Source organism: Spongiivirga citrea, assembly GCF_010671565.1.
Taxonomy (GTDB): domain Bacteria; phylum Bacteroidota; class Bacteroidia; order Flavobacteriales; family Flavobacteriaceae; genus Spongiivirga; species Spongiivirga citrea.
On record NZ_JAABOQ010000002.1, the window covers coordinates 319,045 to 335,194 of the forward strand.

The following is a 16,150-nucleotide window of genomic DNA, read 5'->3' on the forward strand; positions in this document are numbered from 1 at the left end:
CTTTAAATGAGACATACTTGTTTAAATGACAGATATATTTAAAAAAACATTCACAATCATATAAAAACTCAACTGTTTATAATTAAAAATCTACTACATTTAAAGCAGTTATGACAATACTAAACGTGTTAATCACATTCTGCTCAATTTCCTTTATTATTTTTGGTATTAGTTGCTTTTTAACAAGCTATATGAAGACAGAATTTGTTCGTTACGGACTTGATAAATGGCGTATGCTAATCGGAGCCCTACAACTTTTAGGTGCTTTAAGCCTTATCTTAGGGTATTTCTATTTCCCTATACTAACTATAATCGCTGCTACGGGATTATCAATATTAATGATTCTAGGTTTCGGTGTTCGCTTAAAAATAAAGGATACTGCAATGCAATCTGTCCCATCTCTCTTCTACGCCTTAATCAATGCCGGTATAGCAATTATAGAACTTAATAGGCTACATTAAAATGCAAATACAATGCATAAACACATACTTAAAAAAATAAAAGCTGGCATGGACTTCTTAATAGGGTCCTTGATCTTAACATGCATCAGTACAGAGCCTGTTAATAAGGCCGCCAGCCCAAGAGCAGCAGGTTTTAAAAATGAGGGAAACCAAAGAGCGGCTATCAAAGCAAGTGCAAGGACGACTTTTAAAAAACCAATTAAATAGAAGCTCCACTCAGGTAAGCCATATACCCTAAACTCTTCTCTTATTGAGGTGGCATTGCCTCCACGCCATTGTGTAGGCTTATTTAATTGGACTAGCCACACATTTAAAATACTTAGGCCAACGATAATCTGAAACGCAATAGTGATATATTTCATATTCCTTTAATTGGGTTAAACAATTTCTAAAGTTTTATTGTTACTCACTTTGTGAGTTAGTACTCATTAAATTATTTTTTTCGTACTTGTTATGAATACTTAGTATCGCTAGTCCAAATAAAACAGCTGCTACAATTAATATGGTGTTCATTAAACCATTAACCCCAAATGACATTCGAATTAGGATTGTAGAAATCACGAAACCAGAATTTCTAATAATTTTGTGAAACTGATCAGTGTAAAAGAAAGACAGTAGTAGTAGTACTACATCTACAAAAATCAGAATCGTAAAAAACTCATCAAAAAACAGGTCATTAATATTTTTAAACCCGGATGAATCAATGCTTGGGTCTAAAATGCCTATTGACCAATCAGCAAATGAATAAAGAGAAATAATAAAAAATAACGGGACCAAAATAATGGCAATTATCTTTTTCTTATTAATGAATTTTTCAATATTTGGTTTTAAGCTCGCTAGGGTATTGAATTTTCTTTTTCCGTGAATTTGAAAAAGATATATCAAATAGAAAAGCAAAAGTGAGGCTATTAAGTCAAAAGTAAATTCTAAATCTCCTTTTATTTGAAACCAATTCGATGATAGTTCTAATGAAGACAGATCCTTAAACAACCTTCTTATAACAATGAGTGTAATAATCTCATATTGCTTCGCTATATAGGTCGTAATTGATCTAGGCAGGTAATAAATAAGTAGATAGACTTCATAAATCAAGATAAAAGAGAAAGGCGTATAAATAGCCGCAATTGGATTTACTAATAGCTCGGAACTGTATGGAACCGTTATAAAATCGAATTTAACTAAATAAATGACAATTAAATGAATAATAAAACTGGACAGGGCAATTATCAGAATTGCTTTTTCCACATTCGACCTAGTGGTATCCGAAAGGAGTTTATCGAAGAGTAACGAGAAAGAAAATCTTTTTTCGAGCATAGCAGTTATCTTCTCAGGGTTATAGTAGCTGGTGTTTAATTTTTTATCAAGTTATTCGATGACTTAAAAAGCTGCATGAAGGATAGCGTAAGAACCAAAGAAGTGGCAAACCCCATAATGGCTACAGTAAAGAGTACAATGCCTGCAAAGCCTGCATTTTTGAACCAATTTTTAGACAGTTCCTTTAGAAAAACAGTATTGACTTCAGTACAATAAACCGCAAAAAATATGGTAAAAACTAAGGTAGCCATAAACCCAGTTACAATACCCGTAGAGAACCCTTTTGAATAACTAAAATTCTGCCGTTCTTCAAGACGCCTGTATTTAATGGCTTCATAGATTCCAAAACCAGTAATAAATCCATTAAATAAGCTGAAGAAAATATTAGAATGTAGGTTAAACAGCGATAGTACGAGGAAGTATCCGATCAATGAGCCACTGGTTGCCAATCCAAAATGAATAGGTAATGTAAAGTTTTTCATGATTATTTCTTTTTTAAGGTTACATAATACTAAAAGTCAATACAACTCTTCTACAGCTACAGTTTTCGCTTATGAAAATGTGGTTTAAAATCTCGTGAAAATCGGTTTTTTGATATGCTATCGACATTGACTTTATCGATACTGACACAATTGTTATCGGTTAAAGATAGTGAAATTTACAATTTTGTTTAACAATAAATGTATTTAATTAAACAAAAAAAAATGATTGTGGAATAATTATTAGATGCTTATTAGCCTGGTTATAGCAAGTGAAATAGTGACTGTCCTTAGAGAGTCAAGAGGAAGATTTTCCTAATTGTGATACGCTAATCAGTAACAATATATTCTATAACACTTAGTATTCCTTAATATCTTCAACAAAATTCAAGCAAGACTGTTACTGTTCAAAATCAAATAAACTCATTTTCAAATTACTCTTGATGCTATTTGCTATAGATTACCGGCATTTGCCCTTTCCATCTAGCCCATAAGTTGTCATCATTGATTAAACTAGCCATAAAATGCCCCACATTTATCCGACTTACTTTACCAGCATTAAAAATAGCGCTTCGTGTTGGTGAAGGATATATCTCATAATCGGTAACTTCCTCATTATTAATTAAGCCATCTGGTCTTACTGCAACCCATTCAATTGAATTACTGTTTTGACCTATTTGCGTTCGTAAATAATCTGCCGCTTTTTCATTATCTACATGTGGTGGTAATAACAAGCGTAGCAGTCCAACAACGCATTTTTGAGCAAGAGATATGGGTTCGTTTAAATCGCGATTGCGATTGCCCGTAGTATTCATTAAGACGAACTTAGTTGGCCTTTGTAGATTGTTTGAATCTATGGCATTGCATAATCGTCTGGTAGCATCTGTTACTAGTCTTCTTGGCTTTCCGTAAACTCCTTTCAATGTCATATTATGACCGAGGCATGAAGCAACTGCATGACAATCACTTACAATTTGACTCATTTCGGCATCACTAAGTTCTAAGATACTTGCAGTAATAATTTGTAAGTCATCATTCGTTTTCCATGATTCTGGTAACTTCTCTGGTGATCGTACAATCACCTTCACCTTGTTCTTTTTGATTAGAAGTTGATCGACTAATAGACTACCGGTTGCCCCACTTGCTCCTACTACTAAAACTGTCATACCTGTTTTTTAAGAATTGTATTTTACAAACGTTTTGCTTTACGTAAAATCTTTACAACGCGTGAATGTGTTATTTGTAACAAGTTCCATTGGTAACCTTCAAAATCAGTGGTATTCATAAATTGAACTACCACCGCGTCAATATCTTGATGGTATTCTGCCATACATTGGTAACCCGGAGCCAATCCTCCATGATTAAACTCATAAATAGACCTATAGATTTCCATTTCTTTTTCATTAAGCAATGAACCATCGTTTAAAGCTCTTAAAAAGATACCAACATCTTCTGCTGTAGCTATCATCATTCCTTGATTCTCGCTTTTGAAGTCCCTTTCAATTCCAACATAATAACCACTCATGACATCATCTAGATTTACGTCATCAATTGAGCCATAAGTATTTTTAAGCCCAAGTGGGATTAAAATTTCCTTGTTGAAATAGTCTTGACGACTACCTCCTGTAACTTGCTCTATGATTCTTGAAAGGAGTAAATAATTTGTATTAGAATAGCCATAATCTTTGTTTGGCGCAAAGTCAGCTGGCAAATCGAGTGCATATTGAAGCACATCTATATGGTTGTTTGGTTGATTTTTCCAAAAATCAGGATTGTCTGTGAAATTAGGAATCCCACTTCTATGTTGCACCATCATTCGTAAGGTTATTTCATCTGCATTTTCAATTCTTCCTACAAGTTCTGGAAAATAATCAGCAAGCGTTTTATCCAAAACTAAACGCTTATCATTAGCTAATTTTGTGATAGCAACTGCAACATATAACTTACTTACACTTGCTATTTTGAATAATGCCTTTGGATTGGCAGGTATTTTCTGCTCTCGGTTATGGTAACCAGCCGCATAAAACGCTGGTGGCTTACCAGATTCATCTACATATACGATAACGCCATCAAAACCATAACTTAAAGTTTGATCGACTTGCTCCTGTACAGTATCTGGCAATGGTAGTATCCATGCTTTTACTAAAATCCACGGCACAAACCATAAGGAAATAAAAGTCCCAACAAATAATACGACCCTGAAAATTTGTTTTCCTTTACTAGTCTTTTGTTTGGCTCTTTTCATTAGTCTATACTATGGATTTTAATTTACAACTCAAATATATTTTAGATTAAACCTTAAATGAATTGTGAATTACTGAACTGTGTTATAATATGGATGAATTGATTTTTGTATGATTAATGAATTATATATGCAATTAATCATTCTATCAGAACAGCTGATAATTATGTTTCTTCAATGTCGAAATCAATTGATAGTATGACGATTACCGTAGCCAAAAGTTACGATTCCTTTTTTAATGTATGATTTGCTTTTTGAAAGTGTAGATTGAAAAGTTAAGCTTCTTTTCATTGTTTAACACTTAGTTCTTTTTTCAAAATATTCCTAAATCGAGTTGCACTTATATAATGGTCTTCTAGCAATTTACCATCGCGTAAAAGATTAAAAACACCAAAGCCAGAAGGCGCCATTTTGGCTTCTTTTACGGTATTTATTTTAGACACTTTTAAGTCTATATCATAATCCATTGCAACATTAAGTATTGCTGCTGCAGACTTTTCGTTCCAAGGGCACTGGTCTGCATAAAGTAAGTGCCAACCTTTGTACTTTTTTTGCTGCTTAGTCCAATTATGAAACTTCGGTTTTTCGGCCTTCGGGTTCCACGTTTTAGAAAGCAGTTCGAATCGGTCTTTTACTTCAATTTGCTCAAAGCCATTTTTCTCAAAAAGTGTTTTATTAGCTAACCAACCTCCGGTACTTGTTATTACACATAAACCGTCCATACCTTTCGCTTTTGCTGCTTTTTCCGCATCTTCAATAAGCATTGCACCATAACCTTTACTTCTATCTTTTTTAGAGTAGATGTAGGTACAATGAATAAACATATAATTATCGGCATCTATAGGCCGCCAAGCATTTTTAGCTGGAACATACTCTATAAAACCAATCATCTTGTCTTCCTCGTTTTTCAGGATTTTTATGTTTAGCCCCTCTTTATAGCGCTTTTCGAACCAATTAAGTTTGTCCTTAAATCCTTGTCTTTTGGTGTCCTTGATGCAAAAGAAAGTCTCCTTTAATGCATTTTCTGGAGTAACAGCCACTAGTTTCATAGGTTTTCGTTTACCGTTTCTATCATTTTAGCCGTATGAATAACGGGTATATCCCACGCTTCTTTGATCTTACTATCAACAATACACCATACCACAATAGCATCAATTTCCATTGGTTTGTCTTCTAGAAACATGCTGTCTTTAACATGAGTGATGACTAGTTTATCTCCCATAGGTGTAATGGATATTGGATGTACCTTAAATGAACTTTTGGTTTTACCAGCCAATATTTTGAAAAAGTCTATCAAACCAGAAAGCCCGAAATAGTCCCCTTCTATTTCGGGCAATTCTGGATTGTAATAATGCCAAACAAAGTCTTCTGCAAATACTGTGGCACTTGCAGCCAAATTGGTAAGATCCAGTCTTTTCAAAATCTTAATATTTGGATGTTCTTCATTCATAACATCAACTTGTAACGCGTTGTTTTTTAGAGCGAATCACCGCTAAGGTTAATGCGCCATACGTAATTGCCAATATAACAATAGAGACAGCTATTCCTACATATGGTATTGTGGTAAGCAGACGCATTAAGAGGAGAAATCCTAAGGCAATGAATGTAACATTCCAAAAGCCCCAATTCATATCCTTTTTATATTTTACATAGTAGGCCAGTAGTATTGCGGCAATTAATTGACCGAAGAGCAGACTAAATATAAATATAGCTGCTGCGAAGAGGCCTAAAGAGATGCCAATGGTAATGAGAAGCGTAAAAATAATTATTAAAGGAATACCAATTAAGTAAACCAATCCAAAGCCAAAACTTTTAAGCCATTTATTCTCAAAGCTTTCAACAGCTTGTGTAAACGCGTGTTTAAATAGCGCGTGGAAAACAAGAATTCCTAGGAATGCAGTTAGGATATATTTCAACCAGGATGACAATGACCTAGTACCATATGTAGTCAATGATAATTCTGATTGTTCTTTACCCAGATCTTCATTGAATTGCGCTTTGGTATTCACCAAGGAGTTTTTAAAATCTATTTCTTTGTCGCTATTCCAAAACTCAACAGCATTGTGAAATTTCGCATTCGATCCGATGGTAATGTCCTCTCCTATTATTTTTGAGGTTTTTTGTACAACCCCATTAATAAGTATATCGGCTCCTTTAACTTCAAGCTTTCCCACTACTTCTCCATTCATTTTAATATTGCCCGCAAAGCATTTAAGATTTCCATGTATTTTGGCATTTTCGGTTATGGTTACTTCTCCGCCAAAAACAATAAGATCATCCCCTATTTCAGAGTCAATAATTGCTCGACCTACCGCAATGCGAACATCATCGGCTACATAACTATTTAGAAATAGCTCGCCTCCTGCTGCCGTTAAGTCCCCATTAATACTATCATTAACCGTGAGGTTTCCACCAGCGATAACCAAATCTCCTTGTACCACTGCATTTGTCCTGATGGTTTCTCCTGCGTGATAGGTATCATCTTCTTGTGTCTTATTAATTACAATATCACCTTCATTCTGCGTTTGCCCAAAAGAGACCATTGAGCATAATGAGATAAGTAAAATAGCTATTGTTTTCATTAGTCCTGTTTTTTAGTTTCAGCACTAAATATACTTACCGATAGCAACCTATAAAATGACTTAAATCAATAGAATAGAGTTCTTTTTTAAGTTGTTTTTAGGAAATTATCATACACCTGTACAAGCCCATTTCTCAACTGATAAATATCATTTAATTGCTTTCCTATCTGGGGTACATTTATAGGAAGATGATGAGTATAGGCGAAGTTGAAAGTGGTTACTTCCAGAAGTATAAACAGGATACTAAATAAGTCTTTGTCAGTAATTCATCTTGAACTCAAATACTATAATCATAATCCACAACTAAATACATCATGGAAAATACAGAAGCATATCAAAAGGCAAAGAAAAAAGTACGGGCGAGACTTGGTTTTAAAGTTCATTTGGCTGTTTACATTGCAGTAAATGCAATTCTTATAAGTATCAACCTCATTAATTCACCAGATTATTTATGGGCTATTTGGCCGCTTATGGGATGGGGTATTGCAATATTTTGGCATGCAATGAACTTGTATGTTCTAAATAAAGAATCTGGCGTCACAGAAAATATGATTCGGAAAGAAATGGATAGGCAACTTTTGAAAAAGGAATAGCACTTTCCCTTTATTTCTAACTGAAATTAATACTAAGGCTAGACCATCAACTCAATTGTAGATAGTCTAGCCTGCTAACTAAATTTAAAAACTATCTCATTTGGCTTTCGCTAACTTTTTACGCGTAGTGGTTTCCTTTTGGAACCAAATATCAGCAACTCCAGATGTAGACAACTTAAAACCTGTGATTGTACCATTTGTATCTCTTTTAAATGCTAACGATGAAAAGTGTCTACGGTCTCCTGAGAATACGTCAAGTATTCTTGGATCTAATAGTACAGGTTCTAACCTAGGATGCTTAAGTATAAGTTTTCCTTGATCAATACCAAGAGAATACGAAGTACCTAAGTCGGCGGCATAATAATTTCCAGTAAATACACTTAAGTTCTTTGCCCAATTTGCATTAGGGTCATAAGCAACCAATTGAAAAGTATCTTCCCCGACGATTACCGACATCTTCTTAGGAACGGCCTTCGTATCAAAATTTACAGTTACTTCTCCACCAGTAATCATCTTAAAGGAGTTTTTGGTTAGTGGCACAAGTGCACTTTCATTGCCAGGACCTCTAAAATATCGCAAAGTATCGTTAGTAACGTGAATTTTACGCGATGAGTGATTGTTACCATCCCAATAATCGCCTTCAAATGCGGTAAGTTGCTTTCTTGATAATTTTTTTGAAGAAATTTTTGAAGACACATTGTTTGCCTCAGTATCTAAGAAATCCTCAATATAAAGGGCACTAGCCCCTGTACCTGCATAGCCATTATATGCACCATCATTTCCCATAATAACAACGGCGAGGTCATATTCAGGATAGCGTATCAATTTACTAGCATATCCGCCTGCTACTTCAATATGGTATATTTTTTTAGCTCCTCGAAAATTCCAAAATCGATGCCCTCCAGTATAAAGGGATGTATTGCTTTCATCTACTTCTTTTCCATTAACTATGGAGAGACCATCGAATTTTTTAACCATTAGCTCAGTACCGATTTTTGGGTTACCAAGTTCTTTAGCCCAAAGACACATATCTCCGACAGTAGTATATACATCAGATACGATTGTATGATTGTGGTTCATGCTTGAACTGGCAAAACCATCATTTTGTGCAAAATATCCTTGTGCCTTGTTAGCTATTACCGCACCCTGAGTGTCAAATACGGAGTTTGTCATTCCTAGCGGTTTAAAGATTTCTTTGCTTACAAAATCGGCATAGGATGTATTGCTGATCTTGGCTATAAGATCTTCGAGTATCATAAAACCTGTGTCGGAATGACGTTGCTCGTTTCCGCTGTTGGTTAGCGATTTTGCCTGGCTTTTAACCATATTATATGCCTGTTTCTTGGTGAAAAGATCTTCTTCCCTCCAGCCAGCAAGCGCCTTGGCAACCTCACTGTTGTTCAATCCGCTCGTGTGATGTATCAATTGTTCGATACTAATAGGATGGGAAAAAGGCATCAAATTGGGCATATACTTCCGAATATCATCTTGAAGGGAAAGCTGACCTCGTTCTTCTAATAATAGAAGGGCATAAACAGTGAACTCCTTTGCTATATCTCCAATATGGAATTTAGTTTCTGGACTTATTGGAATCTTGTGCTCCAAATTAGCCAGCCCATACCCTTTAGTATACATTATTTTGCCATCGCTTAATACGCCCACAGCTATCCCTGGCTTATCTTGGGTATCCCATTGCGAAAAAATTGCGTCTATTTGGCTTGATGTAATTTCTCTTTTTTGAGCTTCCTGTGAAAAACAGATCACAGATGTGAAGCATAAGACTATTGCTATTATATTTTTCATGTCCTTAGTTTTTTTAAAGATTTATAATCGTTGTAATGTTTCTACAACTTTTCTTGCAACCGAAGCAGCCGCCGAAGGGTCTTGTCCAGTTATTAACCTTCCATCGGCAATCATAAAATCATCCCACCCTTTTGATGAATATTGAAAATCACCTCCTCTTTCAATAATGAGTTGCTGAATTGAAAAGGGAAAGGTTTTATAATAATCGGCCTCCATATTTTCAAAAGCATCCGGAAAGCCATTCACTTTTTTCCCTGAAACCAGATAAGTCCCATCTTTTGTTTTAAGATGTACAATGCCGGCAGTTCCGTGGCATATAGTAGAAATAATGCCACCTTGGTCCTCATACACTTGCATTGCAATAGCTTGTATTCCTTTGTTATCTGCTACTCCAAACATCGCGGCTCCTCCACCACCATAATAGACCGCCTTATAATCAGACGCATTCATCTGATCTGGACTTTTAGTATGCTCTAATTCATCCATGAATGTATTATCATAGAGATATCTCTTCTGAATGGAATCTGAAGTATTTATGTAACCAATGGGTATTGCTCCTCCTTCAGGGCTTACAAAATCCATTGTATAACCCGCTTTTTCAAACACATCATAGGCGTGCACTATTTCTGAAAAATGATTGGAGGTATTTCGTTCAGAATCTCCATAAAAATGCGCATTAGAAACTATAATCAGAATCCTTTGAGAAGTCTCCTCATTTATAATGGTATTATTTGATTTATCTTCATTTTGTGCGCATGTCAATAAAAACGAAGCAAATACAAGCACTAAGCAAATAGCCTTTTTCATAATTCTAGATTTAATAAGAAAGGCTTATTACTTCGTTTTCTTAGTAAACATTTTATGTATAATAGTCCATTTGCCCTTTGTTTTTAGCAGCATAAAATAGTCGATGTACGGGGTGTTACCCGGAGCCGCTATTTCGACTTTGGCCATGGCTGCATTGTTGGTATAGTCTATAGAAAGAATCTTTCCTGCTTCTCCTGTTGGTTTACCTTCTTTGGTATCTGCTATTTAGGCTTCACCGGACCAAATACTTACCTGATCATTTTTTACATAATATAGATTCAGATCTGGGTGGAAGGCTTCCTTTAATAGTTTTGGCTGTCCACCAGTAGAACCATCGATATACTTTGTCAGGGTTTCTCGAATTCGGTCTTCTTCTGTTTGCGCCAATAGGCATTGAGTAAGTAATACACAGCTAATTAAAAGTAGTTTTTTCATTGTTCTTGTTTTTTGATTGAATGATGTTATTATTAATTCTTCAACCAAGCTATTACAAATGAGCAAACAAAAGGAAAGCGTCAAGTGAAAAGACCTACAGATTTATAATTCTGTAGAAAACAAAGCCTATTTCAAAGACTTTTTAAACTGTGCAGGAGTCATGCCTTTATGCTTTTTAAAGGCGTTATAAAATGATGTATTCGATTTAAAACCGCATTCGTTTCCGATACCTTCAATAGTTAGAACTTGGTTTGATTGTAGCATTTCTATAGCCGATTCTACACGATACCCGTTTATAAAATTTGAAAAACTTTGACCAACCGTATCATTAAGATATTGAGACAAGGTATGCCGTTTTACCTCGAGTCGATTGGCTACATCTAAAAGTTTTAAGTCGGAATTTAGATGCACTTTTTCTTCTGTAAAAAGACGTGGCAAGGTGTCGGCAATTGTAGTTATTTCGGCATCACTAATTACTTTATTTTGGTATTTAATAGCTGGCGACAAAAAAGACAAACCATGCTGTCGTCGTTTAAAAAACCAGATCATAAGGCTCACATAAAGCGTAAACGAAAAAGATAAAGCTCCTACGATATATGATGTGTACATAACTGTATTATACGCCAACCAAATTAGAAAGCAGCCGACCACAATATTAATGATCCAATAATCCAGATTACTCAGTTTCTCTGTCTTAGAAAACAATTTTAAAAAAGAGCGCCTCGACTGATATATAGCTGCAATGAGGTATATTGTCCATAGGAAAAGTAGCATATATCCAAAAATCCCATCGGATCTACGCTGCCATAAATGCCAATACTCGTTATAAGGATATAGTATGCCAGTCACGATCATAAATACAATAATGGGTACAATATGAAGCAACCATTGCCATTTACCAATGCTATCCGGTCTGGTGGCTATTCGAGTATATAAATATAGGAAAGGACCAATAAGAAAGCAGGCCGTCAACCCTACTTGGATAAATAGCGATGATGTTTCAGGATAAAATGTTAGGAATACTGATTTTATGACCCGAACGCTAATAACAAAAAGTAAGGCAGCCAAAAAATAAGTAGCTATATTCTTGTTTTTTATAATGAAACCGAAATAAAGACTAAGAAAAAGGCCATTAAAGCCTCCTAGGGCACTAAAAAAGAATAATATTTGATCTTCGAATTCCAACCTTGACTTAAAGACATTAAATATACCCCATTTAAAATAATAGGACACCAAAGAAAAATCTAAATTCTACCTAAAACGGCTTTTCGATATGATTTTCCAATTGGAAGTTTAACGGCATACTGCTTCCTAGTCAGCCCCCTGTGAAGTGTTCTTTTTTATGTTGACCTATGCCAATGTAAATGGGATAATAGAGATGGATTACTTTGGGGGGTTGGTTATAGTGATTACAATGTGTTGTGACTTTTTGTGCCTGTGTTAATCCTAGGAACTGGAAGTGTGTTTTTGAGAAGGGAGGCGTTGAGGAGATGACGGTGGACTGTTTGCTTATTGTTTTAGTAAAAATTCTCTTAGAAAAATACCCTGCTATCATTATTAGATTTTCATTTTACATTAAAAATGATATAATATTTTATGTATATTGTCTATAGAATATTAATTATTTGAATTTTAATGTTTAATCAGTCATTCTCACAAGAGACCTTTCAGGAAATTTTTGATAAAGAAAATCGAAAAGGAAAAAATATAGAAAGTAAATTTAAAACAGACTTTCAACCAAGCATTGACCGATTAAAGTTGATTCAGGCTAAAACTGCTGAAATTATATCAGAAACTGATGCAGAAAGGAAAAAAGTTCTTCAGCTGGAAAGAAAAAAACTTAAACAAGAAAGAGATCTATTAATCAAAAGTATACTTATTGAAACAAGTACCAATCTACCTAATAAAATTCAAAATCTAAGACTTGATTTAGGACCATTAATTGGTAAGCAAACGTATGTTTTAGAAGAAAAGCTTGAAAACTTCTTCATTTCCAAAAAAGTTCAATGGAATATTGCAAGAACATATAAAGTCAAACAGGCCAATAGATATGCTATTTTAAGTCAAATTACCAAGCTACTTGAAGACAAATTTCCCAAGTATATTATACGAACCGATATTCAATCATTTTATGAATCTATTCCACAAAAGGACTTACTTATAAAAATAAATAATGACCATCTTTTAAGTGTGCTTTCAAAAAGATTTATTAACAAGGTTATTGCACAGTATAATGTTTTAACTGGTCAGACAGGAGCGTTAAATCCAGTGGGAGTACCAAGAGGAATAGGCATTAGCCCATATTTATCTGAATTATACATGAGAATAGTAGACAATGAGATTAAAAGTATGCCTAATCTTATTTATTACTCAAGATACGTCGATGATATTTTGGCAATATTTGTTCCCGAATCCGAAACAGTTTCATCTGCAGAATTATCAAGATATAAAACGAATTTAACTCGAATTATTAAAAGTAAAGGGCTGAATATCAACACTTATAAAACAGAAATCTATAATATGCTTAAAGGAATAGATTCTATTAATACAAGGAGTATTGAGTTTTTAGATGATAGCCTTATATCAAAAAGAAAGAATAAAAACCCAACCACTATTAACTATTTGGGTTATTCAATTGGTTCACTAAGAACAGTTAACAAATATTCAGATGCAGCAAAAAGAAATAGAATAATAACATCTCTTACCGTTGATATTTCTGATAAGAAAATTAGCAAGTACAAAACGAAAATAAAAAGTGCCTTTGATGATTTTCAGAAAAAAAGAATCAGGAATGAGAAGAACGCCTTTAAGCTCCTTAGAGCTAGAATAGAATTTTTGACATCAAATACAAGGCTACGTAATAACAAGGCAAACGTTTTAATAGGTGTGTATTACTCTAATCCTTTTATAAATAATAGCTATACCTTAAAAATATTGGACAGTTATTTGAAATGGCATAAGAATCACGGAGGATTGTCAATAAAGCAAAAAAACCAACTGGATAAATTAAATTTTGAGAATGGATATGACACAAAAAAATTCGTGCTTTTTCCTTTAAAAAAAGAATTATATAGAAATCATAATTCTAAAAAAAACGACTTGGTTAATAAGAGTAACAAAGGTGTTTTACGATATGGCCTTAGGGAAATAAATTCAATTTGGGAAAAAATTTAGCATGAAAAAAATAAGGCAAGGCATAGGATATAAAAAGGAAAGAGTCGTATTGTCAGATGTTTTACCCTACGAAGTCCCTCCCTTCTTCTCTAATAGACATTTTTATGATTTTCTTACTAGAAATAATATTGAATTAATTGATAAGCCCAATGGCGCTGAAATAAGATTTAAAAATAATAGGTCGAAAACATTAGAAAGAATTATCAAAATTGTTTTTGGAATTAACTTCACAAAACAAGTTCAATATAATGATGGCAACAACTATAGATACATCACCCTAAGACCTGAAGACTTGCAAAAAATCCCTTTTAAGTTCAGAATTTCCCATAAGAATAAGGACTATCGTGAACTAACTGTTGTTCATCCGATTAATCAATTATTACTTGTATCATTTTATGAAAGTTATAAAAACACAATGCTTTACTATTGTGATAAAAGTAAATATTCATTAAGAAAACCAAGTAAAATTGCTTCGCTTAAGTATTTTAAGGATTCAACATTTAAAAAACATCGAGTTAAAAACCCAGAAATCGAAATTATTGAAACGAATGATATGGAATATAAGGCTTTGAAAACCTTTTTTTCATATCAAAAGTATAGTAACATCTATAAATTTTACGAATCAAATTCGTTTCATAAGGCAGAAAAAGGATTCGATAAATTGCTAAAGTTTGACATTTCTAGATGTTTTGATAGCATCTACACTCACTCCCTTTCTTGGGCTTTAACTAATAAAAATATTGTAAAAGAAAATTTGGGAACCAACAAAAATACTTTTGGAGGTGTATTCGATAAGTTAATGCAGTTAATGAATTATAACGAAACCAATGGAATAGTTATTGGCCCAGAATTCTCTAGGATTTTTGCAGAATTAATATTGCAACAGGTAGATGAATCAGTTGAAAAAGAATTAAAATATAAATACAAAGTTGAATACGATATTTACAGATATGTAGATGATTATTTTGTGTTTTTTAGTAAAGACAAAGTAAAGGATGAAATACTTACATTATACAAACTAAAGCTTAAGGAATATAATTTGTTTTTCAATGATTCAAAAACTGAAGAATACAGTAAGCCTATAATTACAAGAATAACTATAGCGAAGGAAAATATTAGAGAGCTAATAGAGAATACAATAATTTTTAAATTTCTAGAAAATGACGATTTACCGCCAACAGGAATAAAGTACTATGAATCTCGTGATGTAATAACTAACTATAAAAAAATTCTTGCTGCTACAAAGACTTCTTATAAAGATTTACAAAACTATTTCCTAGCAACAATTTTTAATAAGACAAAACAGCTTATTGGAAAATTTCAATCTGAAGAAAGAATTCTGATTAACCATTTATTAGAAGAGTCTGAATTAAAGGAAGAACTTTTAATCCCTGAACTTTCAGATGATAAAAAAAACAAAATTTCAGAGGATTTATTTACCTTAAAGAAAGATATTGATTTAGAGAAAAAGAAAATAGTTAAGTATCAAAAACAATTAGTAAAAAAGTTCCTTGAAATTATAAATCTGACTTTTTTTGTGTATTCAGTTCTTCCCAGAGTGAGCTATTCCATAAAAGTTTGTCATATTCTTTTTAGAATAATTGACTTTGTAAAGAATCAAGAAAAAACTAGGAACTCATTATGTCAAAAACCTCGATATGAATTTATCCTTAAAAACATTGACATTGGTTTTAGTTTTGATGATAAGCATACAATATTCAAGACTATTTATGATGGTATTAATATCGTTTTAAATAAGAATAGGGCAACCGTGCATTCTGAAATAGAAACCCTTTATTTACTTCCAATTTTAAACGAATTGGGCAAGAATTACGAATTGTCAGAGAAGACAATAAAAATTCATTTTAAAGAGGAAATTGAGCAGAATATGTCATATTTCTTAATTATTTCTTTATTACATCATATTCAAAGAAAAGACAAATATGATGGTTTGAGAAATATATTAAAGGAAAAAATACGGAAGAAATTTACTAAATTTGAAAGTAGAAAAACGGAAGACACTTTACTACTCATTGATATTCTTACATGTCCGTATGTAGGTAGTAATGATCAAGAAGTTAAAGAATTTCGTAAAGAGGTTTTAGAATTAATTAAGTTTTTCGAACCATCAATTTCCAACACGGAAAAAGAATCAATTATAGATGATATTTCTATATTTCAGAATAATTGGTTTGCAAAATGGGAAGGTTCTGATTTAGGTAAGGAATTAAATACAAAAAGAGGGCATAATGTCTATTAA

Annotated in this window: 15 protein-coding genes and 1 pseudogene; 4 read left to right on the forward strand and 12 right to left on the reverse strand. The window is 33.3% G+C overall.

What is annotated here, in order from left to right; genetic code table 11:
- The first annotated feature begins 191 nt into the window (after positions 1-191).
- Entirely contained in the window at positions 192-461 is a 270-nt protein-coding gene (locus tag GWK10_RS05065) for a DoxX family protein (RefSeq protein WP_239540703.1), read from the forward strand.
- Here GWK10_RS05065 and GWK10_RS05070 read toward each other — a convergent pair.
- The 8 genes from GWK10_RS05070 to GWK10_RS05105 form a co-directional block, all read right to left on the reverse strand.
- The gene (locus GWK10_RS05070) at positions 458-823 is read right to left on the reverse strand and encodes a DoxX family protein (RefSeq protein WP_164029841.1); all 366 of its coding nucleotides are present in this window, start codon (positions 821-823) and stop codon (positions 458-460) included. The genes GWK10_RS05065 and GWK10_RS05070 overlap by 4 nt on opposite strands.
- Before the next feature lie 40 nt (positions 824-863).
- A complete protein-coding gene (locus tag GWK10_RS05075; protein WP_164029842.1) occupies positions 864-1,775 on the reverse strand; it encodes a hypothetical protein in 912 nt (303 codons plus the stop codon).
- A gap of 35 nt (positions 1,776-1,810) precedes the next feature.
- Positions 1,811-2,257, reverse strand: coding sequence for a DUF4199 family protein (locus GWK10_RS05080; RefSeq protein ID WP_164029845.1), 447 nt, complete (start codon positions 2,255-2,257; stop codon positions 1,811-1,813).
- 443 nt (positions 2,258-2,700) lie between these two features.
- The gene (locus GWK10_RS05085; RefSeq protein WP_164029847.1) at positions 2,701-3,420 is read right to left on the reverse strand and encodes an NAD(P)-dependent oxidoreductase; all 720 of its coding nucleotides are present in this window, start codon (positions 3,418-3,420) and stop codon (positions 2,701-2,703) included.
- Positions 3,421-3,443: 23 nt separating this feature from the next.
- Positions 3,444-4,499 (reverse strand): serine hydrolase domain-containing protein, encoded by a 1,056-nt coding sequence (locus GWK10_RS05090; protein ID WP_164029849.1) that lies wholly within the window; start codon positions 4,497-4,499, stop codon positions 3,444-3,446.
- Positions 4,500-4,783: 284 nt separating this feature from the next.
- Complete coding sequence (locus tag GWK10_RS05095; RefSeq protein ID WP_164029851.1) at positions 4,784-5,545, reverse strand: GNAT family N-acetyltransferase; 762 nt, start codon at positions 5,543-5,545, stop codon at positions 4,784-4,786.
- On the reverse strand, positions 5,542-5,916 hold the full coding sequence (locus GWK10_RS05100) for a nuclear transport factor 2-like protein (RefSeq protein WP_239540704.1): 375 nt from the start codon (positions 5,914-5,916) through the stop codon (positions 5,542-5,544). Before GWK10_RS05100 ends, GWK10_RS05095 begins: the two co-directional genes overlap by 4 nt.
- 34 nt (positions 5,917-5,950) lie before the next feature.
- Positions 5,951-7,078 (reverse strand): bactofilin family protein, encoded by a 1,128-nt coding sequence (locus GWK10_RS05105; protein ID WP_164029855.1) that lies wholly within the window; start codon positions 7,076-7,078, stop codon positions 5,951-5,953.
- A gap of 314 nt (positions 7,079-7,392) precedes the next feature.
- Between GWK10_RS05105 and GWK10_RS05110 the strand changes: the two genes are divergently transcribed.
- Positions 7,393-7,671 carry a 2TM domain-containing protein gene (locus tag GWK10_RS05110; RefSeq protein WP_164029856.1) on the forward strand — a complete coding sequence of 93 codons (279 nt, stop codon included), beginning with the start codon at positions 7,393-7,395 and terminating at the stop codon, positions 7,669-7,671.
- Positions 7,672-7,767: 96 nt separating this feature from the next.
- Here the strand turns inward: GWK10_RS05110 and GWK10_RS05115 are convergent, their stop codons facing one another.
- The 4 genes and pseudogenes from GWK10_RS05115 to GWK10_RS05135 all read right to left on the reverse strand — a co-directional run bounded on the left by GWK10_RS05115 (position 7,768) and on the right by GWK10_RS05135 (position 11,901).
- The gene (locus tag GWK10_RS05115; protein WP_164029859.1) at positions 7,768-9,474 is read right to left on the reverse strand and encodes a serine hydrolase domain-containing protein; all 1,707 of its coding nucleotides are present in this window, start codon (positions 9,472-9,474) and stop codon (positions 7,768-7,770) included.
- A 21-nt stretch (positions 9,475-9,495) separates the two neighbouring features.
- A complete protein-coding gene (locus GWK10_RS05120; protein WP_164029861.1) occupies positions 9,496-10,281 on the reverse strand; it encodes a type 1 glutamine amidotransferase domain-containing protein in 786 nt (261 codons plus the stop codon).
- 27 nt (positions 10,282-10,308) lie between these two features.
- Positions 10,309-10,716 (reverse strand): annotated as a pseudogene (locus GWK10_RS18400) (nuclear transport factor 2 family protein).
- Positions 10,717-10,842: 126 nt separating this feature from the next.
- A complete protein-coding gene (locus GWK10_RS05135) occupies positions 10,843-11,901 on the reverse strand; it encodes a helix-turn-helix domain-containing protein (protein ID WP_164029865.1) in 1,059 nt (352 codons plus the stop codon).
- A 450-nt stretch (positions 11,902-12,351) separates the two neighbouring features.
- Here GWK10_RS05135 and drt3a point away from each other — a divergent pair, with 450 nt between their 5' ends.
- On the forward strand, positions 12,352-13,890 hold the full coding sequence (gene drt3a, locus GWK10_RS05140) for an antiviral reverse transcriptase Drt3a (RefSeq protein WP_164029867.1): 1,539 nt from the start codon (positions 12,352-12,354) through the stop codon (positions 13,888-13,890).
- Between the two features lies 1 nt (position 13,891).
- Positions 13,892-16,150, forward strand: coding sequence for an antiviral reverse transcriptase Drt3b (drt3b, locus tag GWK10_RS05145; protein WP_164029869.1), 2,259 nt, complete (start codon positions 13,892-13,894; stop codon positions 16,148-16,150).

Coding starts and splice junctions, on each gene's coding strand:
- GWK10_RS05090 (WP_164029849.1), bottom strand. CDS start 4,499: ATGAAAAGAGCCAAACAAAAGACTAGTAAAGGAAAACAAATTTTCAGG.
- GWK10_RS05105 (WP_164029855.1), bottom strand. CDS start 7,078: ATGAAAACAATAGCTATTTTACTTATCTCATTATGCTCAATGGTCTCT.
- GWK10_RS05095 (WP_164029851.1), bottom strand. CDS start 5,545: ATGAAACTAGTGGCTGTTACTCCAGAAAATGCATTAAAGGAGACTTTC.
- GWK10_RS05075 (WP_164029842.1), bottom strand. CDS start 1,775: ATGCTCGAAAAAAGATTTTCTTTCTCGTTACTCTTCGATAAACTCCTT.
- GWK10_RS05120 (WP_164029861.1), bottom strand. CDS start 10,281: ATGAAAAAGGCTATTTGCTTAGTGCTTGTATTTGCTTCGTTTTTATTG.
- GWK10_RS05065 (WP_239540703.1), top strand. CDS start 192: ATGAAGACAGAATTTGTTCGTTACGGACTTGATAAATGGCGTATGCTA.
- GWK10_RS05080 (WP_164029845.1), bottom strand. CDS start 2,257: ATGAAAAACTTTACATTACCTATTCATTTTGGATTGGCAACCAGTGGC.
- drt3a (WP_164029867.1), top strand. CDS start 12,352: ATGTTTAATCAGTCATTCTCACAAGAGACCTTTCAGGAAATTTTTGAT.
- GWK10_RS05115 (WP_164029859.1), bottom strand. CDS start 9,474: ATGAAAAATATAATAGCAATAGTCTTATGCTTCACATCTGTGATCTGT.
- drt3b (WP_164029869.1), top strand. CDS start 13,892: ATGAAAAAAATAAGGCAAGGCATAGGATATAAAAAGGAAAGAGTCGTA.
- GWK10_RS05110 (WP_164029856.1), top strand. CDS start 7,393: ATGGAAAATACAGAAGCATATCAAAAGGCAAAGAAAAAAGTACGGGCG.
- GWK10_RS05085 (WP_164029847.1), bottom strand. CDS start 3,420: ATGACAGTTTTAGTAGTAGGAGCAAGTGGGGCAACCGGTAGTCTATTA.
- GWK10_RS05070 (WP_164029841.1), bottom strand. CDS start 823: ATGAAATATATCACTATTGCGTTTCAGATTATCGTTGGCCTAAGTATT.